The sequence below is a fragment of the Streptococcus oralis genome (assembly GCF_024399415.1).
GTDB lineage: Bacteria > Bacillota > Bacilli > Lactobacillales > Streptococcaceae > Streptococcus > Streptococcus oralis_CS.
This window is the reverse complement of record NZ_CP029257.1, coordinates 1,142,855-1,165,743: the sequence shown is the minus strand read 5'-3', so window position 1 is coordinate 1,165,743 and position 22,889 is coordinate 1,142,855. Positions and strand designations below refer to the sequence as shown.

The following is a 22,889-nucleotide window of genomic DNA, read 5'->3' as shown; positions in this document are numbered from 1 at the left end:
AATTTATGCGAATTGGTTTATTTACAGATACCTATTTCCCTCAGGTTTCCGGGGTCGCGACTAGTATTCGGACCTTGAAAACTGAGCTTGAAAAGCAGGGGCATGCAGTTTTTATCTTTACAACAACTGATAAAGACGTGAACCGATACGAGGATTGGCAAATTATTCGCATTCCGAGTGTCCCTTTCTTTGCATTTAAGGATCGACGATTTGCCTACCGAGGTTTTACAAAGGCGCTTGAAATTGCCAAGCAGTATCAACTCGATATCATTCATACCCAGACAGAATTTTCACTTGGTTTGTTAGGGATTTGGATTGCGAGAGAATTGAAAATTCCAGTTATTCATACCTACCATACCCAGTATGAAGACTATGTGCATTACATTGCTAAGGGCATGCTAATTCGTCCGAGTATGGTAAAATATTTGGTGCGTGGCTTCCTTCATGATGTAGATGGCGTGATTTGCCCTAGTGAGATTGTTCGTGACCTTTTATCTAAATACAAAGTCAAGGTTGAAAAGCGTGTCATCCCAACTGGAATTGAGCTGGCTAAGTTTGAACGACCTGAGATCAAAGAGGAAAACTTGCAAGAACTTCGTTCGAAGTTGGGTATTCAGGAAGGTGAGAAAATGCTGCTGAGTCTTTCGCGTATTTCTTATGAGAAGAATATCCAAGCAGTCTTAGCTGCCTTTGCGCAGGTTTTGAAAGAAGAAGACAAGGTGAAGTTGGTTGTTGCTGGAGACGGACCTTATCTGGACAGTCTGAAAGAACAAGCAGAGAAATTAAACATACAAAAACATGTGATTTTTACAGGTATGATTGCTCCGAGTGAGACAGCCTTGTACTATAAAGCAGCTGATTTCTTTATTTCAGCCTCTACGAGTGAAACTCAGGGTTTAACCTATCTAGAAAGTCTAGCCAGTGGAACGCCTGTTATTGCTCATGGCAATCCCTATCTTGAAAATCTGATCAATGATAAAATGTTTGGGACCCTCTACTATGGAGAACGAGAGCTTGCGGGCGCTATCCTTGAAGCATTGATCGCTACTCCTGATATGTCTGAACAAAAGTTGGCTGATAAGTTGTACGAGATTTCGGCTGAAAATTTTGGGAAACGAGTTCATGAGTTTTACCTTGATGCCATTATCTCAAATAACTTTGAACATGAGCTACATGATGGACAACCTGTCACTCAGCGCTTCTTAAAAACGATTCTCTATCTACCTCAACAAGCTGTTACAAGCCCAGTAAAAGAATCCAAGCGTATTTTAAGAGCGTCTCGAAAACAATTGTCTAGCATCAGAGATTATTGGAGAGACGAATTCAAATAATAGAATAAGAGGAAGAAAAAATGAAAAAATTAATGAGAAGCGGAAAAGATCAAAAAATTGGTGGAGTATGCGCAGGAGTTGCTCATTATTTTGATATTGATCCAACAATTGTTCGTGTCATTTGGGCTGTTCTTGCATTTTGTTATGGGACAGGAGTCCTTGCTTATATCATTTTATGGTTGATTGCACCAGTTTCATCAGAATATTAAATTAGAATTATATAGAAAAAGGAGAAGTTATGGCTTTTGGAGATAACGGAAAACGCAAAAAAACATTGTTTGAAAAGGTGACACTTGTTGTCGTGCTCATCATGTTGTTTGTAACCCTTGCTGGTATCTTTGCAACTGCGCTTGGAGCTTTTAGCAGATTCTAAGCAAGCTACGAGGATAGAAACAATAACTAATGACTGGGTTCTCCCCAGCCTTTTTAAAGTGAGAAGAAAATATGAGTATGTTTTTAGATACAGCCAAGATTAAGGTCAAGGCTGGTAATGGTGGCGATGGCATGGTTGCCTTTCGCCGTGAAAAATATGTCCCTAATGGCGGTCCTTGGGGTGGTGATGGTGGACGTGGAGGTAACGTTGTTTTCGTGGTAGACGAAGGCTTACGTACCTTGATGGATTTCCGCTATAACCGTCATTTCAAGGCTGATTCCGGTGAAAAAGGAATGACCAAAGGAATGCACGGACGTGGTGCAGAAGATCTACGTGTTCGCGTGCCACAGGGGACTACTGTACGTGATGCGGAAACAGGTAAGGTTATTACAGACTTGATTGAACATGGTCAAGAATTTATCGTGGCTCATGGCGGTCGAGGTGGTCGTGGAAACATCCGTTTTGCAACACCAAAAAATCCTGCACCTGAAATCTCTGAGAATGGAGAACCAGGTCAAGAACGTGAGTTGCAACTGGAATTGAAGATTCTAGCGGATGTTGGCTTGGTCGGTTTCCCATCTGTTGGAAAGTCAACTTTGCTTAGTGTTATCACTTCAGCTAAACCTAAAATTGGTGCTTACCACTTTACGACGATTGTGCCTAATCTGGGCATGGTTCGTACGCAGTCAGGTGAATCCTTTGCCGTGGCGGACCTTCCAGGTTTGATTGAAGGGGCCAGTCAAGGTGTTGGTCTTGGAACCCAGTTTCTTCGTCATATTGAACGTACACGAGTTATCCTCCATGTCATCGATATGTCAGCTAGTGAAGGACGTGATCCTTATGAGGACTACCTTGCGATCAATAAGGAATTGGAATCCTATAACCTTCGTCTCATGGAACGTCCGCAGATCATTGTAGCCAACAAGATGGATATGCCTGAAAGTCAGGAAAATCTTAAAACTTTCAAGGAAAAGTTGGCTGCAAACTACGATGAGTTTGAGGAACTTCCAGCCATCTTCCCAATTTCTGGATTGACCAAGCAAGGGTTGGCGACTCTTTTGGACGCGACAGCCGAGTTGTTAGACAAGACTCCAGAATTCCCGATTTATGATGAATCCGATATGGAAGAAGAGGCTTACTATGGCTTTGACGAGGAAGAAAAAGCATTTGAGATTAGTCGTGATGATGATGCGACATGGGTACTTTCTGGTGAAAAACTCATGAAACTCTTTAACATGACCAACTTTGACCGTGACGAATCGGTCATGAAGTTTGCCCGTCAGCTTCGTGGTATGGGTGTTGACGAAGCCCTTCGTGCACGTGGAGCCAAAGATGGTGATTTGGTTCGCATCGGTAAATTTGAGTTTGAATTTGTAGACTAGGAGATTGATATGGGAGATAAACCGATATCATTCCGAGATGCAGATGGAAATTTTGTTTCTGCAGCAGATGTGTGGAATGAAAAGAAACTAGAAGAATTGTTTAATCGTCTAAATCCTAAACGTGCTCTTCGATTGGCGCGTACAAAGAAAGAAGAAACACAGTCAAAGAAATAAAAAATTCCCGTGATCTTTTAATCACGGGATTTGTTTTATTCATTAAAGAAAAATGGCGGTGCATATTTTTTAAGACTTTCAAAACAAGCTTGCGCTTTTGTAGCATCTTCACAGATAATCATGCAGACGTCATCTCCACAAAGGGTTGCAACGATATCTGGAAAGGCCAAGGAATCAATTACAGATCCAAACGATTGGGCTAAACCGGGCAAAGTTTTCAAAATAACCTGGTGTTGCACAGGACGCAGCATAACAAGAGCGTCTTCCATATAGTTTTCAAGACGTTTTTCCCATTTGGAGATAGAGCCTGTATTTAGCACATAGTAAGAATTATCCTCTTCGCGCACTTTTGAAAGGTTCATGGTTTTGATATCGCGTGATAGGGTAGCCTGAGTAACTTGGATATTATTTTCCGCTAATAAGGCTTGTAATTCTGCTTGAGTGTGGATTTTGTTTTTTGAAACGAGGGCGCGGATAAGTTGGTGTCGATGTTCTGATTTGTTCATAAAGTAAGTACTCCTTTTACAAGGTACAGTAGCGTGGACTGAACGAAAATGTCAGTCGGGTGGTAGGCGGTATTGTCATGTATGATGATTTCAAAGTCAGTAAGATAAAGAACTAGATGGAGAGATTCTCCTTCTTTTAACTTGTCACTAGTTGCGTGCAGATAAACTGGGTAGCGATTCGTTCATCTACATTGATGTTCTTTAATGACAGTGAATCATTCAATTTGGGTAGCTTTTTGTCACGGCGTTTTGTGAATTTACTCTAAATGTAATTCACAGAGATTTCCAACATGTGGTCTGGTAGCGTGTATGATAAATGGTTACACATGTTGGTTAGAGGGAGTATCTTTTGTCCAAGTTCCGTCTAGGGGCTTCTAAAATGCTTTCAGATGAACTGGATTTGATACAAAGTTTATGTTTGATTCGACTGTTCAAGTGGAAAACTTTGGTTATAGGAAGTTCAATGGTCAAATTCATTGACTTTTCCTTTGAATCCTTCCATATTGAAAGTCTGGTAGATTATACCTTTTGACAAGGTAGGATAAGACTAGACTGTGCTAAATCAACAGTCAAGTGATAGTCTGTATTATCTCGAATTGTAATCTCAAAGTCTGTTGTATAGAGAACCAAACGGACAGTATCTCCTTCTTTAAGTTTGTAGATAGTTGGTTGAAGCTCTAGCTTGAAGTCCATCCATTCATTTGGTTGGATTTCTTCAATCGTCAAGAGATTGGTTCGATTTTGAAGATTAAGGTAGCCTTTGGTGATGACACGTTGGGCACTTGGGTTGAATGGTAGTTCACAGAGATTTTCTAACATGTGGTAACGACCATTATCAATGGTTCTAGCACTTAAGACGGCTGGATAAGGCTGTAGATATTTCTTTTGTCCAAGTTCTAGCAGTTGGGCTGATAATAAGCCCTTGTTTGTACTTGATTTGACACGAAGTTTTAGCTCTACTCGCCCATTTAAGTGAATGTCTTGACTTACTGGAAGGTCAATGGTGATCTGATTAGCTTTTCCTTGGTAAAGTTCGGTGTTGAAGGTCTGGTAAGTCTTACCATAACGATCAAAATCTTTTTGATCATACTGGTTTTGAATCACTTTTTCCTCATTACCAAGAGAGAAGGTATGCAGTTCATCCTGTTTGCCAAAGTTATCAAGACCTTGCCATTTTTGCGGTGCGATATTGTCCTGCCAAATGACAGTCGGAAGTTGGTAGCTTGAGTCAAGTCCTAACAATTTCATACTTAACAAGGCATTCATGGACTCGCGGAAGTCGATCGACTGCCAGTTATTCATATAAACATGGGCACCATGATGGAAAAAGAGGTGCTTATTGATATGGCTAGGAAGGGCATGAAACATCTGGTAAACATGAAGAGGTTTGACGTTCCAATCCTGGGAACCATGCGTAAAGACGACCTCAGCTTGAACCTTGTGAGCATTGAGCAGATAGTTGCGGTCATGCCAAAACTGATTGTAGTCACCAGTCTTGCGATCGAGTTTCTCTTTAACCTTTTCTAAGTCTGCTTGATAAGCTTCATTGCCACGAATATAGTCACCAGCTTGGAGGTTGCGAGAGTAGGTCAATTCAGCAAGTGAGTCAAAATCCTCACCTGGATAGCCCCCTGGGCTGGTCACTAGACCATTTTCCCGATAGTAGTTGTACCAAGAGGAAATACCTGCTTCTGCGATGATCACTTCCAAGCCATCAACACCAGTGGTGGCGAGACCATTGGACATGGTACCTAGATAGGAAATACCTGTTGTTGCGACTTTGCCGTTTGACCAGTCAGCCTTGATTTGGCGCTTGCGCGTGTGGTCTGTGAAAGCACGACAACGACCATTGAGCCAATCAATGACATTTTTATAGGCCTCAATCTGCTGGTAGTCACCATTGGTCATGAGACCTTGAGAATCTTTGGTTCCAACACCTGATACATAGAGATTGGCAAATCCACGTGGGAGGAAGTAGTCATTGAGTGTGTATGAGCTATTGATATGAGATAGCTTTTCTTCAGCTTCTAAGACGACTTCTGCTTGACCATGAGGTTCGACTAAATTCAGCTTAGGTTCCTCAAGTTCAATGATGTGGGGCGGTTTGACCTCAAGCTCTCCTTCCATTTTGTAGAGAGCTTTGTCACTGGCTTTATCGTTGGTCCCTTGGTGATAAGGGCTGGCAGTCATGACTGAAGGAATCTGTCCATCATAACGCGGGCGAATAATGCTGACCTTGACTAAGTCAGGGAGTCCGTCTTTATCAGTATCCACACGACTCTCGACATACACGACTTCACGAATGACATCATGAGTAGAGAAGGTTGCTAAGCTCTTACCGTTAAAGTAGTGGTAGTGATTGTCTTCTGAAATGAGTCCATCACTAACAAGCTGATCGATAAGCGTATTTCCTTTTTTCGTTCGCGTATTGAGCAATTGATAAAGATTTTCAATGAGATCTCCATAAACAATAGGAAAAGCAGTTTCTTTACGAAACTGTTCGGCATCCTCAAAGTCAACAAGATAGCTAAATCCTAAAAGTTGAAAAACTACTGTGTAGAAAATCTCTGCAGTTAACTCACGGTCTGACTGGAAAAAGGTTACTAAATCTGTTTCTTTATCCGCAGCCAAAGTCGACAAGGCATAATCCGTGTTAGAATAAGTGAAAAAACTCCAACGAATGAAGTCTTCAAACTGTCTTTTTAAGGACAGTTGGGGTGACAGCTTTAGACCAAGACCTTCTAATTCTGCAAATCGTTGAGAACTAGTGGTTGGTTGATAGCTGAATTGATTAAAACGCATGTTTCTCTCCTTTGAAAACAGACTGGATTTATTATATCAAAAAAGAGGGAAAAATGGAATAAATAAACTTAAATGAAATAAATTTCTTAAACCAGCATATCTATTTGGTAAGTTATTATAAAATGCTGAATAAATACCATAGGAGTAAGCCTTTTTCTAGAGATTTTTATATGTAAAACTGCATATAACTCCTATCTTTATTATTCTTCGTTTGGTATAAATATATCTAAATTTACATTTAAAACTATTATATAATATTAATTTTTTATTTTCTTCCTTTGAAAAATGAAGAATTTAACAGTAATGAGAGAAGAAGTTTGTAACTGAGGATATTGAAAAGAAAGTGCAGAGTTGCTTCAATATCCAGCTTAAAATGGTATAATAGTAGTAAAACGAAAGCAAGGAGGAGAAGAAATGATTGCACAGCTCGACACCAAGACTGTTTATAGTTTTATGGAAAGTGTGGTTTCGATTGAAAAATATGTACAAATGGCTAAAGAATACGGCTATTCTCACCTTGCTATCATGGATGTGGATAATCTCTATGGAGCCTATCATTTTCTAGAAGCAACTCGTAAGCATGGCATTCAACCTTTAATTGGTTTAGAAATGACCTTGCTCAAAGATGAGGAGAATCTCTCTCTACGTTTTCTAGCCCTATCCACTAAAGGTTATCAAGAGTTGATGAAGTTATCCACTTTAAAAATGACTGGACGGAAAAAATGGTCTGACTTCACCTCCCACCTCGAAGATGTGGCCATTATTGTTCCCTATTTCAATGGGGTCGAACAGCTGGATTTGGGGCATGATTATTTTATCGGTGTCAGTCCAGATACTTCTCAAGAAGTCTTTACTAGACCCATTCTTCCACTCTATCAGGTCAACTCTTTTGAAAAAGAAGATATTCAAGTTTTACAAATCTTGTCAGCAGTCAAGGACAATGTCAGTCTGAGAGAAGTGGATGTGCATTCACAACAGGGAATCTTTCTACCTGCCTCAGACTTGGAAGCACGTTTTATGAATCACTTCCCTCAGGCGCTTGCCAATCTCCAAGGTTTGATAGAGAATGTAAGCTATCAAATCGACCCAAGTTTAAAACTTCCTCGCTTTAATCCTGAAAGACCAGCAGTAGAAGAACTTCGAGAGAGGGCTGAGCAAGGCTTGAGTGACAAGGGGTTGACCTCAGCTATTTACCATGAGCGACTGAATGAGGAATTGGCTGTGATTCATGATATGGGCTTTGACGATTATTTCCTTGTAGTTTGGGATTTGCTCCGTTTTGGACGCTCCCAAGGCTACTATATGGGAATGGGGCGTGGTTCTGCTGTTGGTAGTCTGGTGGCTTACTCACTGGATATTACAGGAATTGACCCGGTCGAGAAGAACTTGATTTTCGAGCGCTTTTTAAATCGTGAGCGCTACACCATGCCTGATATTGATATCGACATCCCTGACCTTTATAGGCCGGAGTTCATTCGCTATGTTCGTGATCGCTATGGCAGTCAACACGTGGCACAGATTGTCACTTATTCGACCTTTGGAGCAAAACAGGCAATTCGTGATGTTTTTAAACGTTATGGTGTTCCAGAGTATGAATTAACCAATATTACGAAAAAAATCAGTTTTCGAGATACGCTAACGACAGCCTATGAAAAGAATTTACAGTTTAGGCAGATCATCAATAGTAAGATTGAATATCAAAAAGCTTTTGAGATTGCTCGAAAGATTGAAGGGTATCCTCGTCAGACCTCTATCCATGCCGCTGGGGTCGTTATGAGTGACCAAGATCTGACAGACTATATCCCGCTCAAATATGGTGAGGATATGCTCATCACTCAGTATGATGCTCATGGTGTTGAAGCCAATGGACTTCTAAAAATGGATTTCCTCGGTTTACGTAACCTGACTTTTGTCCAAAAAATGCAGGAATTGCTTGCGGAGTCAGCGGGAGTTCATCTAAAAATCGAAGATATTGATTTGGAAGACAAAGAAACTCTGGCCCTCTTTGCTGCTGGAAATACCAAGGGGATTTTCCAATTTGAACAACCTGGCGCCATTCGGCTCTTGAAACGAGTTCAGCCGCAAGTCTTTGAAGAGGTAGTAGCAACGACATCCCTCAATAGACCGGGGGCAAGTGATTATATTGATAATTTTGTCGCTCGTAAGCATGGTAAAGAAAAGGTGACGGTGTTAGACCCTGCCTTAGAAGACATCCTTTCATCAACCTACGGTATTATGCTCTATCAAGAGCAGGTTATGCAGGTAGCTCAACGCTTTGGAGGATTCAGTCTTGGTAAAGCCGACATTCTCAGACGTGCCATGGGTAAGAAAAATGCCAAAGAGATGCATCTGATGAAGGAAGATTTTATCACAGGAGCTATGAAATTGGGGCATACAGAAGAAAAGGCCAACCAAGTTTTTGCAGTGATGGAAAAGTTTGCAGGCTATGGATTTAACCGATCCCACGCTTATGCCTACTCAGCACTGGCATTCCAACTAGCTTATTTCAAGACACACTATCCTGCTATTTTCTTTCAAGTTATGTTGAACTATTCTAGCAGTGATTACATTGTAGATGCATTGCAGATGGGCTTTGAAGTAGCTCCCTTAGCAATCAACAGCATTCCCTATCATGATAAAATTGCTAAGAAGAAAATCTATCTTGGTCTAAAAGCCATTAAGGGAATGCCAAGAGATTTGTCTTACTGGATTATTGAAAATCGTCCTTTCTCAAGCATTGAAGATTTTGTCACACGTCTTCCCAAGAATTACAAGAAATTGTCGCTTTTGACGCCTTTGGTTGAACTAGGACTTTTTGATGAATTTGACAAGAATCGCCAGAAAATCTTAGTGAACCTACCAAACTTATTTGTCTTTGTTGAGGAGTTAGGTGGACTCTTTGCGGATACAAATTATAGTTGGACTGAAGCTGATGATTTTACTGAGGCAGAGAAATTTTACAAAGAGCAGGAACTGATTGGGGTAGGTATCAGTCCCCATCCTCTCCAAACTCTTGCCAAACAAGCCCTATATCCGACCACTCCAATCACTAATCTAACCGAGGGAGCTCAAGCCACTCTCCTAGTTGAAGTGCAAAAGATTAAAGTGATTCGAACCAAGAAAGGCGAGAGTATGGCTTTTCTACAGGTTCATGATAGTAAGTCTCGGATGGATGTAACTGTATTTTCAGACCAATATAGAAAATTTGCTTCCAATTTATCCGAAGGGAAATTTTACTACATCAATGGCAAAGTTCAATCTCGAGATGGTCGTCTGCAAATGATTGCACAAGATTTGAAAGAAGCAGTGGCGGAACGATTCTGGATTCAAGTTAAAAATCATGAAAATGATAAAGAGATTTCAAATATCCTAGAACAATACAAAGGCCCAATCCCTGTCATTATCAGGTATGAAGAGGAAGGAAAAACGGTTGTTTCTACACAACATTTTGTAAGAAAAGATTCTGCTCTAGAGGAAAAATTAGAGGGAATTGCTATGAAAACGATTTATCGCTAAAAATACGGAAAATAGAAGAATTTTCGATTTAAATGTGGTATAATCAGTAAGAATGTTAAAAGAAAAAGGAGCATAAACCAAATGAAACGTATTGCTGTTTTGACCAGTGGTGGAGACGCCCCTGGTATGAATGCTGCCATCCGTGCAGTAGTTCGCCAAGCAATCTCAGAAGGAATGGAAGTTTTTGGTATCTATGATGGGTACGCTGGTATGGTTGCCGGTGAAATTTATCCACTTGATGCTGCTTCAGTAGGAGACATCATTTCTCGTGGTGGTACTTTCCTTCACTCTGCTCGTTACCCTGAGTTTGCACAACTTGAAGGCCAACTTAAAGGGATTGAGCAATTGAAAAAACACGGTATCGAAGGAGTCGTAGTTATCGGTGGAGACGGTTCTTATCACGGAGCTATGCGCTTGACGGAACATGGGTTCCCTGCTATTGGACTTCCAGGTACAATCGATAACGATATCGTAGGGACTGACTTTACAATCGGATTTGATACTGCAGTTACGACTGCAATGGATGCGATTGATAAGATTCGTGATACATCATCAAGTCACCGTCGTACTTTCGTTGTTGAAGTAATGGGACGTAACGCTGGTGATATCGCTCTTTGGGCTGGTATCGCAACTGGTGCTGATGAAATTATCATCCCTGAGGAAGGCTTCAAGATGGAAGATATCGTAGCTAGTATCAAAGCTGGTTATGAGCACGGTAAAAAACACAACATTATCGTTTTGGCAGAAGGTGTTATGTCAGCAGCTGAATTTGGTCAAAAACTAAAAGAAGCAGGAGACACTAGTGACCTTCGTGTAACAGAACTTGGTCACATCCAACGTGGTGGATCACCAACTGCGCGTGACCGTGTATTGGCATCACGTATGGGGGCACACGCTGTTAAACTCCTTAAACAAGGAATCGGTGGTGTCGCTGTTGGTATCCGTAACGAAAAAATGGTTGAGAATCCAATCCTTGGTACAGCAGAAGAAGGAGCTTTGTTTAGCTTAACTGCAGAAGGTAAGATTATTGTTAACAACCCTCATAAAGCTGATCTTGAACTTTCTGCTTTGAACAAGAGCTTGTCCTAATCAACTTTCATTAATTTGGTAACATGACCATAAAAGGTCGAATTATATAAAGGAGTCACAAAAATCATGAACAAACGTGTAAAAATCGTTGCAACTTTAGGTCCTGCGGTTGAAATCCGTGGTGGTAAAAAATTCGGTGAAGACGGATACTGGGGTGAAAAACTTGATGTTGAAGCTTCAGCTAAAAACATTGCTAAACTGATTGAAGCAGGAGCAAACACTTTCCGTTTCAACTTCTCACACGGTGACCACCAAGAACAAGGTGAGCGTATGGCAACTGTTAAACTTGCCGAAAAACTTGCAGGTAAAAAAGTTGGTTTCCTTCTTGATACTAAAGGACCTGAAATCCGTACAGAATTGTTTGAAGGTGACGCAAAAGAGTACTCTTACAAAACTGGTGAAAAAATCCGTGTTGCAACTAAACAAGGAATCAAATCAACTCGTGAAGTGATTGCTTTGAACGTTGCTGGTGCTCTTGATATCTACGATGATGTTGAAGTTGGTCGTCAAGTATTGGTTGACGATGGTAAATTGGGTCTTCGCGTTGTTGCAAAAGACGATGCAACTCGTGAGTTTGAAGTTGAAGTTGAAAACGACGGAATTATCGCTAAACAAAAAGGTGTAAACATCCCTAACACTAAAATTCCTTTCCCAGCTCTTGCTGAACGTGATAACGATGATATCCGTTTCGGTTTGGAACAAGGTATCAACTTCATCGCGATTTCATTTGTACGTACTGCGAAAGACGTTAACGAAGTTCGTGCAATCTGTGAAGAAACTGGTAATGGTCACGTTCAATTGTTTGCGAAAATCGAAAACCAACAAGGTATTGACAACTTGGATGAAATCATTGAAGCTGCTGACGGTATCATGATCGCCCGTGGTGACATGGGTATTGAAGTACCATTCGAAATGGTTCCAGTTTACCAAAAAATGATTATTACAAAAGTAAATGCAGCTGGTAAAGTCGCTATCACAGCAACAAACATGCTTGAAACTATGACTGAAAAACCACGTGCAACGCGTTCAGAAGTATCAGATGTGTTTAACGCTGTTATCGACGGAACCGACGCTACAATGCTTTCAGGTGAGTCTGCAAATGGTAAATATCCACTTGAGTCTGTTCGTACAATGGCAACAATTGACAAGAATGCTCAAACTCTTTTAAAAGAATACGGTCGCTTGTCATCTGTTAACTTGTCACGTAATTCTAAGACTGAGGTTATGGCTTCAGCTGTTAAGGATGCGACAAATTCTATGAATATCAAGTTGGTGGTTACTCTTACTAAGACAGGTCACACTGCTCGTTTGATTTCTAAATACCGTCCAGATGCTGATATCTTGGCAATCACTTTCGATGAATTGACTGAGCGTGGTTTGATGCTTAACTGGGGAGTTATTCCAGTAACCACTGATCGCCCATCAAACACTGATGATATGTTTGATCTCGCTGAAAGAATTGCAGTTGAGCAAGGTTTGGTAGAATCTGGTGATGATATTGTTATCGTTGCAGGTGTACCACTTGGCGAAGCTGTTCGTACAAACACAATGCGCATCCGCACTGTACGCTAATCTAACACAAAAACCTATCATTTCAGGCTGAAAAGCTTGAGTGATAGGTCTTTTTTTATCAAAATGAGATGGTATTTAGTAAATAGGAATGGGAAAAAACTGAAAATTATGGTATAATAGAACGAAAAGACCTTTTTAGTAAATTTTGAAAGAGTAAAACATGAGAAAAATTGTCATCAATGGTGGACGTCCATTGCAAGGTGAGATCACCATTAGTGGTGCTAAAAATAGTGTTGTAGCGCTTATTCCAGCTATTATCTTATCAGATGATATTGTCACTTTAGATTGTGTTCCAGATATTTCAGACGTTGCTAGTCTTGTCGAAATTATGGAGATTATGGGGGCGACTGTTAAGCGTTATGATGATGTCTTGGAGATTGATCCAAGAGGTGTTCAAAACATTCCTATGCCTTATGGCAAGATTAATAGCTTGCGTGCTTCTTATTATTTCTACGGAAGTCTTTTAGGTCGCTTTGGTGAAGCTACAGTTGGACTTCCTGGTGGATGTGATCTGGGACCTCGTCCGATTGACCTTCACTTAAAAGCCTTTGAAGCCATGGGTGCTAAGGTCAGCTATGAGGGAGATAATATGAATTTATCTGCCCAAGGTAAGGGGCTTCATGGCGCAAGTATTTACATGGATACCGTCAGCGTTGGAGCAACGATTAACACGATGATTGCTGCGGTTAAAGCTAAGGGGCGTACTGTCATTGAAAATGCGGCTCGTGAACCGGAAATTATCGATGTTGCTACCCTTTTGAACAACATGGGGGCCCATATTCGTGGTGCAGGAACTGATATTATCATTATTGATGGTGTCGAGAAACTTCATGGAACGCGTCATCAGGTTATTCCAGACCGTATCGAAGCTGGAACCTATATTTCACTTGCTGCGGCGGTAGGAAAAGGAATTCGCATTAACAACGTTCTCTATGAACATTTAGAAGGCTTTATCGCCAAACTAGAGGAAATGGGCGTTCGTATGACGGTCTCAGAAGACAGTATCTTCGTTGAAGAACAGTCTGATTTGAAGGCCATCAATATCAAAACAGCTCCCTATCCAGGGTTCGCAACCGATTTGCAACAGCCTATCACGCCACTTTTACTAACTGCCCAAGGTCGTGGAACTATTATTGATACGATTTATGAGAAACGTGTTAATCATGTCTTTGAGTTAGCAAAAATGGATGCGGATATTACGACTACAAACGATCACATTATTTACAACGGTGGTCGTAACTTACACGGGGCAAGTGTAAAAGCTACAGACTTGCGAGCTGGTGCTGCACTTGTCATCGCCGGCTTGATGGCTCAAGGCCAGACTGAAATTACGAATATTGAGTTTATCCTTCGTGGCTACTCAGATATTATTGAAAAATTGCGTAGTCTTGGAGCGGATATTACACTCGTTGAAGACTAAGCCGTTGAGGTGATTATGAATATTTGGACCAAATTAGCAATGTTTTCTTTTTTTGAAACGGAGCGCTTGTATTTGCGTCCTTTCTTTTTTAGTGACAGTCAAGCGTTTTTCGAGATTGCTTCAAACCCTGAGAATTTACAGTTTATTTTTCCCAGTCAAGCAAGTTTGGAAGAAAGTCAGTACGCCCTTGCTAACTATTTTATGAAGAATCCTCTGGGTGTTTGGGCAATTTGTCTCCAAGGAAATCAGGAAATGATTGGCTCCATTAAATTTGAAAAAATCGATGAAATCAAAAAAGAAGCAGAAATTGGTTACTTCCTAAAAAAAGATTCTTGGTCACAAGGTTTTATGACTGAAGTGGTTACCAAGCTATGTCAGCTTTCATTTGAAGAATTTGGTTTAAAACAATTATCCATCATCACTCATTTGGAGAATCAAGCTAGTCAAAAAGTAGCCTTAAAATCGGGCTTTAGCCTCGTACGACAGTTTAAGGGGAGCGATCGCTATACACGAAAAATGAGGGACTATCTTGAATTTCGATACATAAAAGGAGAATTCAATGAGTAAACACCAGGAAATTTTGTCCTATCTGGAAGAGTTACCAATTGGGAAGAGAGTTAGTGTTCGTAGTATTTCAAATCACCTAGGTGTTAGTGACGGAACAGCCTACCGAGCTATCAAAGAAGCTGAAAATCGTGGAATTGTTGAAACTCGGCCACGTAGTGGAACCATACGAGTCAAGTCCCAGAAAGTGGCTATTGAGCGGCTTACCTATGCTGAAATCGCTGAGGTCACCTCATCTGAAGTTTTAGCTGGTCAGGAAGGGTTGGAGAGAGAGTTTAGCAAATTCTCCATTGGAGCTATGACAGAGCAAAATATCCTGTCCTATCTCCATGATGGTGGTCTTTTGATCGTAGGAGACCGCACTCGCATTCAACTTTTAGCCTTGGAAAATGAAAATGCAGTCCTTGTAACAGGTGGTTTTCATGTGCAGGACGATGTTCTTGAGTTGGCTAATAAAAAAGGGATTCCAGTTCTAAGAAGTAAACATGACACTTTTACAGTAGCGACCATGATTAACAAAGCCCTCTCAAATGTTCAAATCAAAACCGATATTCTGACAGTCGAAAAGCTCTATCGTCCCAGTCATGAGTATGGTTTTTTGAGAGAAACGGATACGGTCAAAGATTATCTAGACTTGGTCCGTAAGAACAGAAGTAGTCGTTTCCCAGTCATTAACCAACACCAAGTGGTTGTTGGAGTTGTTACCATGCGTGACGCAGGAGACAAGTCTCCCAGTACAACGATTGACAAGGTGATGACACGAAGTATCTTCGTAACAGGTTTAGCGACCAATATTGCCAATGTCAGTCAACGGATGATTGCAGAAGACTTTGAGATGGTTCCCGTTGTCAGAAGTAACCAAACCTTACTCGGTGTCGTAACACGACGAGATGTCATGGAAAAGATGAGTCGTTCCCAAGTTTCAGCTTTGCCGACTTTCTCCGAGCAAATCGGGCAAAAACTCTCTTATCATCATGATGAGGTCGTCATTACTGTTGAGCCTTTCATGTTGGAGAAAAATGGGGTCCTTGCTAATGGAGTCTTGGCTGAAATCCTCAACCATATGACCCAAGACCTCGTTGTCAATAGCGGACGTAATCTCATCATTGAACAGATGTTGATTTATTTCTTGCAGGCTGTACAGATAGATGATACTCTGCGGATTCAGGCTCGGATTATTCACCACACGAGACGCTCAGCTATTATTGATTATGATATTTATCATGGTCATCAGATTGTTTCAAAAGCAAATGTTACGGTTAAAATTAATTAGAATCTAGGAGAAAAAATGATAACTTTAAAATCAGCACGTGAAATCGAAGCCATGGACAAGGCTGGTGATTTCCTAGCAAGTATCCATATCGGCTTACGTGATTTGATTAAGCCAGGCGTGGATATGTGGGAAGTTGAAGAGTACGTTCGTCGTCGTTGTAAAGAGGAAAATTTCCTTCCTCTACAGATTGGAGTAGATGGTGCAGTCATGGATTACCCCTATGCCACTTGTTGCTCTCTCAACGACGAAGTAGCTCACGCTTTTCCACGTCATTACATCTTGAAAGATGGCGATTTGCTCAAGGTTGATATGGTACTGGGAGGTCCGATTGCCAAATCCGACCTTAATGTATCTAAACTCAACTTCAACAATGTTGAGCAAATGAAAAAATACACCCAAAGTTATACTGGTGGTTTAGCAGACTCATGTTGGGCTTATGCGGTTGGTACACCGTCTGAAGAAGTGAAAAACCTGATGGACGTGACCAAGGAAGCTATGTATAAAGGAATTGAGCAAGCAGTTGTTGGCAATCGTATCGGTGATATCGGTGCAGCCATTCAAGAATACGCTGAAAGTCGCGGTTATGGTGTCGTACGTGATTTGGTTGGTCATGGTGTTGGTCCAACTATGCACGAGGAGCCAATGGTTCCTAACTACGGTATTGCAGGTCGTGGACTCCGTCTCCGTGAAGGAATGGTACTAACCATTGAACCCATGATCAATACTGGAGACTGGGAAATTGATACAGATATGAAGACTGGCTGGGCTCATAAGACTATAGATGGCGGCCTGTCTTGCCAATATGAACATCAGTTCGTGATTACCAAAGACGGTCCTGTTATCTTGACTAGTCAAGGTGAAGAAGGAACGTATTAAAATGAAAGGAGCTTAGCTCCTTTTTTTGTGTCAACTTTAGTCAAAACAAATAAGCGTAGCAGACTTCTTACAAATTTATTCTTTTGTAGTAAAATAGGATTAGAATTTTGAGAAAGTAGGTAATTCGTTGGAGTCGATTATATTTCTAGTATCCGTTTTTTTAGCAGGTATTCTGTCCTTCTTTTCACCCTGCATCTTTCCTTTGCTACCTGTTTATGCTGGTATTTTACTGGATGATCAGGGAGATTCGAAAAGCTTTCGCTTTTTTGGAAGAGACGTTGCATGGTCTGGTTTAATTCGAACCTTGTGCTTTATTGCAGGAATCTCCCTCATTTTCTTTATTTTGGGATTTGGAGCTGGATTCCTAGGGCACATGCTCTATGCAGACTGGTTTCGTTATGCTATGGGAATAGTCATTATTCTTTTAGGACTTCACCAGATGGAAATCTTGCATTTCAATAAACTGGAGGTTCAAAAGACAGTCACCTTCAAACAATCAAAGTCTAATCACTATCTGTCAGCCTTTTTACTTGGGATAACCTTTAGTTTTGGTTGGACCCCTTGTATCGGACCAGTCTTAAGTTCAGTCTTGGCCCTAGCAGCTTCAGGTGGCAGTGGTGCTTGGCAAGGAGCTGTGTTAACATTAGTATACACATTGGGAATGGCCCTTCCTTTCATTGTTTTGGCCTTGGCTTCGGGCTGGATTATGCCCTATTTTAGTAAATTAAAACCCCATATGATTCTACTAAAGAAAATCGGGGGAGCTTTGATTATTTTGATGGGATTATTATTAATGCTAGGGCAATTAAATGCCTTGTCAGGAATTCTTGGATAAAAGGAGAAAAAATGAAAAAAGTTATTTTTGCTGGATTGAGCCTCATGTCTCTATTCTTATTGATTGCCTGTGGTGAAAAAGAAACCAAACAGACAAGCAGTCCAAAACAACCTGCTGTTCAACAAATCGCAGTCGGTAAGGATGCGCCAGACTTTACCTTGCAGTCTATGGATGGCAAAGAAGTCAAGTTATCAGATTATAAAGGGAAAAAGGTCTATTTGAAATTCTGGGCTTCCTGGTGTGGACCATGTAAAAAAAGCATGCCTGAGCTGATGGAATTAGCTGCCAAACAAGATCGAGACTTTGAAATCTTGAGTGTCATTGCACCTGGTCTACAAGGTGAAAAAACAGTTCAAGACTTTCCAAAATGGTACCAAGAACAAGGCTACAAGGATATTCCAGTTCTATATGATACGCAAGCAACTACCTTCCAAGCCTACCAAATTCGTAGTATTCCAACAGAATACTTGATTGACAGTCAAGGTAAAATCGGAAAAATCCAATTTGGTGCTATTAGCAATGCTGATGCAGAAGCGGCTTTTAAAGAAATGAAATAAAGAAAAAATCGCGAAGAAAATCGCGATTTTTTTATAATTTTTCATTGATAAAGCGGATAAATTGATTCCACCAAACCTTCAAAAAGAAGGCTTTTTCTACTTTCTTTTCAGAAACCATTTCAAAAGATGGTTTGTCGGAAGTAAGATAACCTTGGCCAATCAAATCCTGATCATCATAGGTTAGAGTACCAACAACCTTGCCTTCTTCTAATGGAGCCATTTCTGATGTTGATTTCGGTGTGAATTGGAGGGCTGGTGTAGTACCGCTTCCGATGCGTTGGACGATGGAAATGTCTGACTTAGCAACAGCTGTCACATTATCTTCTTTACCATCCAGAACTGTTACTTTACTATCGTTGTATGCTTCACCTTTCTGAACGACGGTTTTTAAGGCAAAATTTGCAGAAATATAATCTAAAAGTGCAGAAGTTGCGGTAAAACGCGCATAAGGGTTGGTATCTTGTTGATCTGCATTTAAAACAACTGTAATAATACGCATCCCTTTCTCGACAGTTGTTCCAACGAATGAAGCACCAGCTTTATCAGTAGTACCTGTCTTTAGTCCATCAATACCACCACGATAGGCAGGCATTCCCTCCAACATATAGTTGGTTGAGTGGATTTCAAGTCCTGCAAAGGTAGAAGTTGGTTTTTTGGTAATTTCCAAAACTTGAGGATAATCTCGGATGAGGTTACGAGCGACGATTGCAACATCGTAGGCACTCAACTTGTTTTCATCGTCTTTTTTAGAACCAGGATAGATATTATCGCCAAGGGTCTCATTATTTAAACCAGTTGTGTTTACAATAGTTGCATCTTGAATTCCCCATTCAAGAAGTTTAGCCCTCATTTTGTCTACAAAGTCTTTCTCAGAACCAGCAATCTTTTCTGCTAGTGCAATGGCAGCGCTGTTTGCACTGGATACCATTGTAGCCTCTAATAGTTGTTCAACAGTATAATTTCGAGCTTCCATAGGGACGTTACTCGCCTCAGAATTAGTTGTAAGTTTGTAAGGATAGTCCGAAATATCAACAGGTGTAGATAGGCTGATAGTTCCTTGTTCCAGAGCTTCATAGACCAGATAAACTGTAACCAGTTTTGTAATAGAAGCAATTTCTACAGGCTGATTTGCATCTTTTTCATAGAGGATTTTTCCAGTTGTAGCCTCGACAGCAATAGCATGTTTAGCAGCAACATCAAACTCCTGAGCAGAAACAGTGGAAGCTGTTCCAAAAATTAAAAGTGTCATAAAAGATAAAATTATTTTTTTCATATTAGCTTTATTTTATCATAAAGAAAAAAAATATTCTCGCTTTTTTACTAAAGCCATCTTATCTTTTTAAGAAATATGGTAAAATAGAGAGAAGGAGGATACCTATGTTCCGTAGAAACAAATTATTTTTTTGGACAGCCGAAATCTTACTATTAACCATTATTTTTTATCTTTGGAGAGAGATGGGAGCCATCATTGCTCCCTTTGTCACAGTTATCAATACGATTATGATCCCATTCTTATTGGGGGGATTTTTCTACTACCTGACAAATCCAATCGTAACTTTCTTAGAGAAAAGATGTAAGATCAATCGTCTAATTGGTGTCTTGGTCACTCTTTGTGCTTTGATTGGTGCTATCGTTGTGGGGGTCGTTTATCTCTTGCCGATTTTGATTAATCAGTTGACCAGCTTGATTATTTCTAGTCAAAACATCTATAGTAGACTACAAGATTTGATCATCGATTTGTCCATGAATCCAGTCTTCCAAAATATTGATATTCAACAAACAATTCAACAACTGAATCTCTCCTATGTGGATATCCTCCAGAATATCCTTAATAGCGTCAGCAACAGTTTAGGAAGTGTCCTTTCAGCTTTATTTAGTACGGTTCTGATTCTCATTATGACCCCTGTATTCTTGATTTATTTCTTGTTGGATGGTCATAAGTTGCTACCAATGTTGGAACGTACCGTCTTAAAACATGACAAATTGAATCTTTCTAGCCTTTTAACCAATCTCAATACAACTATAGCACGCTATATCAGTGGAATTGCGATTGATGCGGTTATTATTGGATGTTTAGCCTATATTGGCTATAGCGTTATCGGATTAAAGTACGCCCTAGTTTTTGCTATTTTCTCTGGAATCGCAAATTTGATTCCTTATGTTGGTCCAAGTATTGGCTTGATTCCAATGGTGATTGCCAATGTGTTCACAGATCCTCATCGTATGTTGATTGCGGTTGCTTATATGCTTATTATTCAACAGATTGATGGGAATGTTCTCTATCCACGTATCGTTGGAGGAGTTATGAATGTACATCCGATTACGATTTTAGTGCTCCTTTTACTGTCAAGTAATATCTACGGTGTCATAGGGATGGTCGTAGCAGTACCTACTTACTCCATTTTTAAAGAAATTACTAAGTTCCTAGCGAAATTATATGAAAATCATAAAGAAGCTAAGGAACTGGAAAAAACAGAATCAAATTAAAATCAGGGAGACCTGATTTTTTTGATGAAAAGACTATCTTCCAAACAAAATAAGTTTGAATTTATATTGCCATAAAGAAGCAGAAGAACAGGATTTGATAAGATTTAGATTAATTCACAAAATATGTGTAAAACACTTGCAATTTAGCAGAAATTTGATAAAATAGTAAGGAAAGTTAGACTGTATTGCCTACTGTCTATCTATAAAATATATTTTATTGGAGGCTTTTACTCAAATGGCAAAAGAAAAATACGATCGTAGTAAACCACACGTTAACATTGGTACTATTGGACACGTTGACCACGGTAAAACTACCCTAACTGCAGCTATCACAACTGTTTTGGCACGTCGCTTGCCTTCATCAGTTAACCAACCTAAAGACTATGCGTCTATCGATGCTGCTCCAGAAGAACGCGAACGTGGTATCACTATCAACACTGCACACGTTGAGTACGAAACTGAAAAACGTCACTACGCTCACATCGACGCTCCAGGACACGCGGACTACGTTAAAAACATGATCACTGGTGCCGCTCAAATGGACGGAGCTATCCTTGTAGTAGCTTCAACTGACGGACCAATGCCACAAACTCGTGAGCACATCCTTCTTTCACGTCAGGTTGGTGTTAAACACCTTATCGTCTTCATGAACAAGATCGACTTGGTTGACGACGAAGAATTGCTTGAATTGGTTGAAATGGAAATCCGTGACCTTCTTTCAGAATACGACTTCCCAGGTGACGATCTTCCAGTTATCCAAGGTTCAGCTCTTAAAGCTCTTGAAGGTGACTCTAAATACGAAGACATCATCATGGAATTGATGAACACTGTTGATGAGTACATCCCAGAACCAGAACGTGACACTGACAAACCATTGCTTCTTCCAGTCGAGGACGTATTCTCAATCACTGGACGTGGTACAGTTGCTTCAGGACGTATCGACCGTGGTACTGTTCGTGTCAACGACGAAATCGAAATCGTTGGTATCAAAGAAGAAACTTCAAAAGCAGTTGTTACTGGTGTTGAAATGTTCCGTAAACAACTTGACGAAGGTCTTGCAGGAGATAACGTAGGTGTCCTTCTTCGTGGTGTTCAACGTGACGAAATCGAACGTGGACAAGTTATCGCTAAACCAGGTTCAATCAACCCACACACTAAATTTAAAGGTGAAGTCTACATCCTTACTAAAGAAGAAGGTGGACGTCACACTCCATTCTTCAACAACTACCGTCCACAATTCTACTTCCGTACTACTGACGTTACAGGTTCAATCGAACTTCCAGCAGGTACTGAAATGGTAATGCCTGGTGATAACGTGACTATCGACGTTGAGTTGATCCACCCAATCGCCGTAGAACAAGGTACTACATTCTCTATCCGTGAGGGTGGACGTACTGTTGGTTCAGGTATGGTTACAGAAATCGAAGCTTAATTCGATTAAGTTCCCAGAAGAACAATTATTTAAGTCAGACACTAAAAGAATCTTGCCTTGCAAGGTTCTTTTTTCTTCTTACTTTATTTGAAGTGCTTCTACTCTAGCAGTATAATCGTTTTTTTGGTATAATAAAAGTTATGGAAATCGAAAAAACCAATCGTATGAACGCCCTTTTTGAATTTTATGCGGCGCTTTTGACAGACAAGCAGATGAACTATATTGAACTCTATTATGCTGATGATTATAGTCTTGCTGAGATTGCTGAGGAGTTCGGTGTCAGTCGTCAGGCTGTCTATGACAATATCAAGCGTACGGAAAAGATTCTAGAAGATTATGAGATGAAACTGCACATGTATTCCGACTACATTGTCCGCAGTCAGATTTTTGACCAGATCTTAGAGCGTTATCCCAAGGATGACTTTCTGCTGGAGCAGATAGAAATTTTAACAAGTATTGATAATAGAGAATAAGTATGGGGAGTATAGTCATCTACAAAGGTATACCCTGTAAACTATTAGCGGCTGAGACTCCTTTTCCAACAAGGCTACAAATCCTCTCGTCTGATTCTATCTCTCGAGCTCTTCAAGAGGGATTTAGCTGTTGGGGATATCCAAATGAGATAATGAAAGAAGTCACTCCAGAAGAACTTGTTTGTTTACAAGATTTTGGACGTTTTCCACCGAATTAATGAAACATA

Annotated in this window: 21 protein-coding genes; 18 read left to right on the top strand and 3 right to left on the bottom strand. The window is 40.4% G+C overall.

What is annotated here, in order from left to right:
* Positions 1–5 precede the first annotated feature (5 nt).
* The 5 genes from DG474_RS05740 (at position 6) to DG474_RS05720 (ending at position 3,260) form a co-directional block, all read left to right on the top strand.
* Complete coding sequence (locus DG474_RS05740) at positions 6–1,331, top strand: glycosyltransferase family 4 protein (RefSeq protein ID WP_061421108.1); 1,326 nt, start codon at positions 6–8, stop codon at positions 1,329–1,331.
* A gap of 20 nt (positions 1,332–1,351) precedes the next feature.
* On the top strand, positions 1,352–1,540 hold the full coding sequence (locus DG474_RS05735; RefSeq protein ID WP_000735788.1) for a PspC domain-containing protein: 189 nt from the start codon (positions 1,352–1,354) through the stop codon (positions 1,538–1,540).
* 29 nt (positions 1,541–1,569) lie between these two features.
* Positions 1,570–1,704, top strand: a complete 135-nt coding sequence (locus tag DG474_RS05730; RefSeq protein ID WP_000863851.1) for a DUF4044 domain-containing protein — start codon at positions 1,570–1,572, stop codon at positions 1,702–1,704.
* A 71-nt stretch (positions 1,705–1,775) separates the two neighbouring features.
* Positions 1,776–3,086 (top strand): GTPase ObgE, encoded by a 1,311-nt coding sequence (gene obgE, locus DG474_RS05725; protein WP_000061637.1) that lies wholly within the window; start codon positions 1,776–1,778, stop codon positions 3,084–3,086.
* 9 nt (positions 3,087–3,095) lie between these two features.
* Complete coding sequence (locus DG474_RS05720; RefSeq protein ID WP_000502578.1) at positions 3,096–3,260, top strand: hypothetical protein; 165 nt, start codon at positions 3,096–3,098, stop codon at positions 3,258–3,260.
* Positions 3,261–3,295: 35 nt separating this feature from the next.
* Here DG474_RS05720 and DG474_RS05715 read toward each other — a convergent pair whose 3' ends face one another.
* Both DG474_RS05715 and DG474_RS05710 read right to left on the bottom strand, forming a co-directional pair.
* Positions 3,296–3,766 (bottom strand): arginine repressor, encoded by a 471-nt coding sequence (locus DG474_RS05715; protein WP_255777634.1) that lies wholly within the window; start codon positions 3,764–3,766, stop codon positions 3,296–3,298.
* Positions 3,767–4,285: 519 nt separating this feature from the next.
* A complete protein-coding gene (locus tag DG474_RS05710) occupies positions 4,286–6,568 on the bottom strand; it encodes a Xaa-Pro dipeptidyl-peptidase (protein WP_255777633.1) in 2,283 nt (760 codons plus the stop codon).
* A gap of 414 nt (positions 6,569–6,982) precedes the next feature.
* On the opposite strand from DG474_RS05710, the gene DG474_RS05705 reads away from it, so the two are divergent.
* The 9 genes from DG474_RS05705 (at position 6,983) to sdbB (ending at position 18,270) form a co-directional block, all read left to right on the top strand.
* The gene (locus DG474_RS05705) at positions 6,983–10,084 is read left to right on the top strand and encodes a DNA polymerase III subunit alpha (protein WP_255777632.1); all 3,102 of its coding nucleotides are present in this window, start codon (positions 6,983–6,985) and stop codon (positions 10,082–10,084) included.
* An 81-nt stretch (positions 10,085–10,165) separates the two neighbouring features.
* Positions 10,166–11,173 carry a 6-phosphofructokinase gene (gene pfkA / locus DG474_RS05700; RefSeq protein ID WP_000820882.1) on the top strand — a complete coding sequence of 336 codons (1,008 nt, stop codon included), beginning with the start codon at positions 10,166–10,168 and terminating at the stop codon, positions 11,171–11,173.
* A 66-nt stretch (positions 11,174–11,239) separates the two neighbouring features.
* Positions 11,240–12,745 (top strand): pyruvate kinase, encoded by a 1,506-nt coding sequence (gene pyk, locus DG474_RS05695; protein WP_001042815.1) that lies wholly within the window; start codon positions 11,240–11,242, stop codon positions 12,743–12,745.
* A 160-nt stretch (positions 12,746–12,905) separates the two neighbouring features.
* Positions 12,906–14,165 carry a UDP-N-acetylglucosamine 1-carboxyvinyltransferase gene (murA, locus tag DG474_RS05690; protein ID WP_001227107.1) on the top strand — a complete coding sequence of 420 codons (1,260 nt, stop codon included), beginning with the start codon at positions 12,906–12,908 and terminating at the stop codon, positions 14,163–14,165.
* Between the two features lie 15 nt (positions 14,166–14,180).
* Entirely contained in the window at positions 14,181–14,732 is a 552-nt protein-coding gene (locus DG474_RS05685; protein WP_001028745.1) for a GNAT family N-acetyltransferase, read from the top strand.
* A complete protein-coding gene (gene spxR, locus DG474_RS05680) occupies positions 14,725–16,002 on the top strand; it encodes a CBS-HotDog domain-containing transcription factor SpxR (RefSeq protein WP_000033809.1) in 1,278 nt (425 codons plus the stop codon). Before DG474_RS05685 ends, spxR begins: the two co-directional genes overlap by 8 nt.
* 15 nt (positions 16,003–16,017) lie before the next feature.
* Positions 16,018–16,878 (top strand): methionyl aminopeptidase, encoded by an 861-nt coding sequence (locus DG474_RS05675; protein ID WP_000631558.1) that lies wholly within the window; start codon positions 16,018–16,020, stop codon positions 16,876–16,878.
* A gap of 127 nt (positions 16,879–17,005) precedes the next feature.
* Positions 17,006–17,713, top strand: coding sequence for a thiol-disulfide oxidoreductase-associated membrane protein CcdA2 (gene ccdA2 / locus DG474_RS05670; RefSeq protein WP_125384600.1), 708 nt, complete (start codon positions 17,006–17,008; stop codon positions 17,711–17,713).
* A gap of 11 nt (positions 17,714–17,724) precedes the next feature.
* The gene (gene sdbB, locus DG474_RS05665) at positions 17,725–18,270 is read left to right on the top strand and encodes a thiol-disulfide oxidoreductase-associated lipoprotein SdbB (protein ID WP_000755591.1); all 546 of its coding nucleotides are present in this window, start codon (positions 17,725–17,727) and stop codon (positions 18,268–18,270) included.
* 31 nt (positions 18,271–18,301) lie between these two features.
* On the opposite strand, the gene pbp3 is transcribed toward sdbB, so the two are convergent.
* Positions 18,302–19,543, bottom strand: coding sequence for a D-alanyl-D-alanine carboxypeptidase PBP3 (gene pbp3, locus DG474_RS05660; protein ID WP_255777628.1), 1,242 nt, complete (start codon positions 19,541–19,543; stop codon positions 18,302–18,304).
* A gap of 104 nt (positions 19,544–19,647) precedes the next feature.
* Here pbp3 and DG474_RS05655 point away from each other — a divergent pair, with 104 nt between their 5' ends.
* The 4 genes from DG474_RS05655 to DG474_RS09590 all read left to right on the top strand — a co-directional run bounded on the left by DG474_RS05655 (position 19,648) and on the right by DG474_RS09590 (position 22,880).
* Entirely contained in the window at positions 19,648–20,757 is a 1,110-nt protein-coding gene (locus DG474_RS05655; protein WP_255777627.1) for an AI-2E family transporter, read from the top strand.
* A 235-nt stretch (positions 20,758–20,992) separates the two neighbouring features.
* Complete coding sequence (gene tuf / locus DG474_RS05650; protein ID WP_001040723.1) at positions 20,993–22,189, top strand: elongation factor Tu; 1,197 nt, start codon at positions 20,993–20,995, stop codon at positions 22,187–22,189.
* Positions 22,190–22,329: 140 nt separating this feature from the next.
* Positions 22,330–22,662 (top strand): putative DNA-binding protein, encoded by a 333-nt coding sequence (locus DG474_RS05645; protein ID WP_061427218.1) that lies wholly within the window; start codon positions 22,330–22,332, stop codon positions 22,660–22,662.
* Between the two features lie 2 nt (positions 22,663–22,664).
* Entirely contained in the window at positions 22,665–22,880 is a 216-nt protein-coding gene (locus tag DG474_RS09590) for a hypothetical protein (protein ID WP_042902340.1), read from the top strand.
* The last annotated feature ends 9 nt before the right edge of the window (positions 22,881–22,889 follow it).

Coding starts and splice junctions, on each gene's coding strand:
- DG474_RS05740 (WP_061421108.1), top strand. CDS start 6: ATGCGAATTGGTTTATTTACAGATACCTATTTCCCTCAGGTTTCCGGG.
- DG474_RS05735 (WP_000735788.1), top strand. CDS start 1,352: ATGAAAAAATTAATGAGAAGCGGAAAAGATCAAAAAATTGGTGGAGTA.
- DG474_RS05730 (WP_000863851.1), top strand. CDS start 1,570: ATGGCTTTTGGAGATAACGGAAAACGCAAAAAAACATTGTTTGAAAAG.
- obgE (WP_000061637.1), top strand. CDS start 1,776: ATGAGTATGTTTTTAGATACAGCCAAGATTAAGGTCAAGGCTGGTAAT.
- DG474_RS05720 (WP_000502578.1), top strand. CDS start 3,096: ATGGGAGATAAACCGATATCATTCCGAGATGCAGATGGAAATTTTGTT.
- DG474_RS05715 (WP_255777634.1), bottom strand. CDS start 3,766: ATGAACAAATCAGAACATCGACACCAACTTATCCGCGCCCTCGTTTCA.
- DG474_RS05710 (WP_255777633.1), bottom strand. CDS start 6,568: ATGCGTTTTAATCAATTCAGCTATCAACCAACCACTAGTTCTCAACGA.
- DG474_RS05705 (WP_255777632.1), top strand. CDS start 6,983: ATGATTGCACAGCTCGACACCAAGACTGTTTATAGTTTTATGGAAAGT.
- pfkA (WP_000820882.1), top strand. CDS start 10,166: ATGAAACGTATTGCTGTTTTGACCAGTGGTGGAGACGCCCCTGGTATG.
- pyk (WP_001042815.1), top strand. CDS start 11,240: ATGAACAAACGTGTAAAAATCGTTGCAACTTTAGGTCCTGCGGTTGAA.
- murA (WP_001227107.1), top strand. CDS start 12,906: ATGAGAAAAATTGTCATCAATGGTGGACGTCCATTGCAAGGTGAGATC.
- DG474_RS05685 (WP_001028745.1), top strand. CDS start 14,181: ATGAATATTTGGACCAAATTAGCAATGTTTTCTTTTTTTGAAACGGAG.
- spxR (WP_000033809.1), top strand. CDS start 14,725: ATGAGTAAACACCAGGAAATTTTGTCCTATCTGGAAGAGTTACCAATT.
- DG474_RS05675 (WP_000631558.1), top strand. CDS start 16,018: ATGATAACTTTAAAATCAGCACGTGAAATCGAAGCCATGGACAAGGCT.
- sdbB (WP_000755591.1), top strand. CDS start 17,725: ATGAAAAAAGTTATTTTTGCTGGATTGAGCCTCATGTCTCTATTCTTA.
- pbp3 (WP_255777628.1), bottom strand. CDS start 19,543: ATGAAAAAAATAATTTTATCTTTTATGACACTTTTAATTTTTGGAACA.
- DG474_RS05655 (WP_255777627.1), top strand. CDS start 19,648: ATGTTCCGTAGAAACAAATTATTTTTTTGGACAGCCGAAATCTTACTA.
- tuf (WP_001040723.1), top strand. CDS start 20,993: ATGGCAAAAGAAAAATACGATCGTAGTAAACCACACGTTAACATTGGT.
- DG474_RS05645 (WP_061427218.1), top strand. CDS start 22,330: ATGGAAATCGAAAAAACCAATCGTATGAACGCCCTTTTTGAATTTTAT.
- DG474_RS09590 (WP_042902340.1), top strand. CDS start 22,665: ATGGGGAGTATAGTCATCTACAAAGGTATACCCTGTAAACTATTAGCG.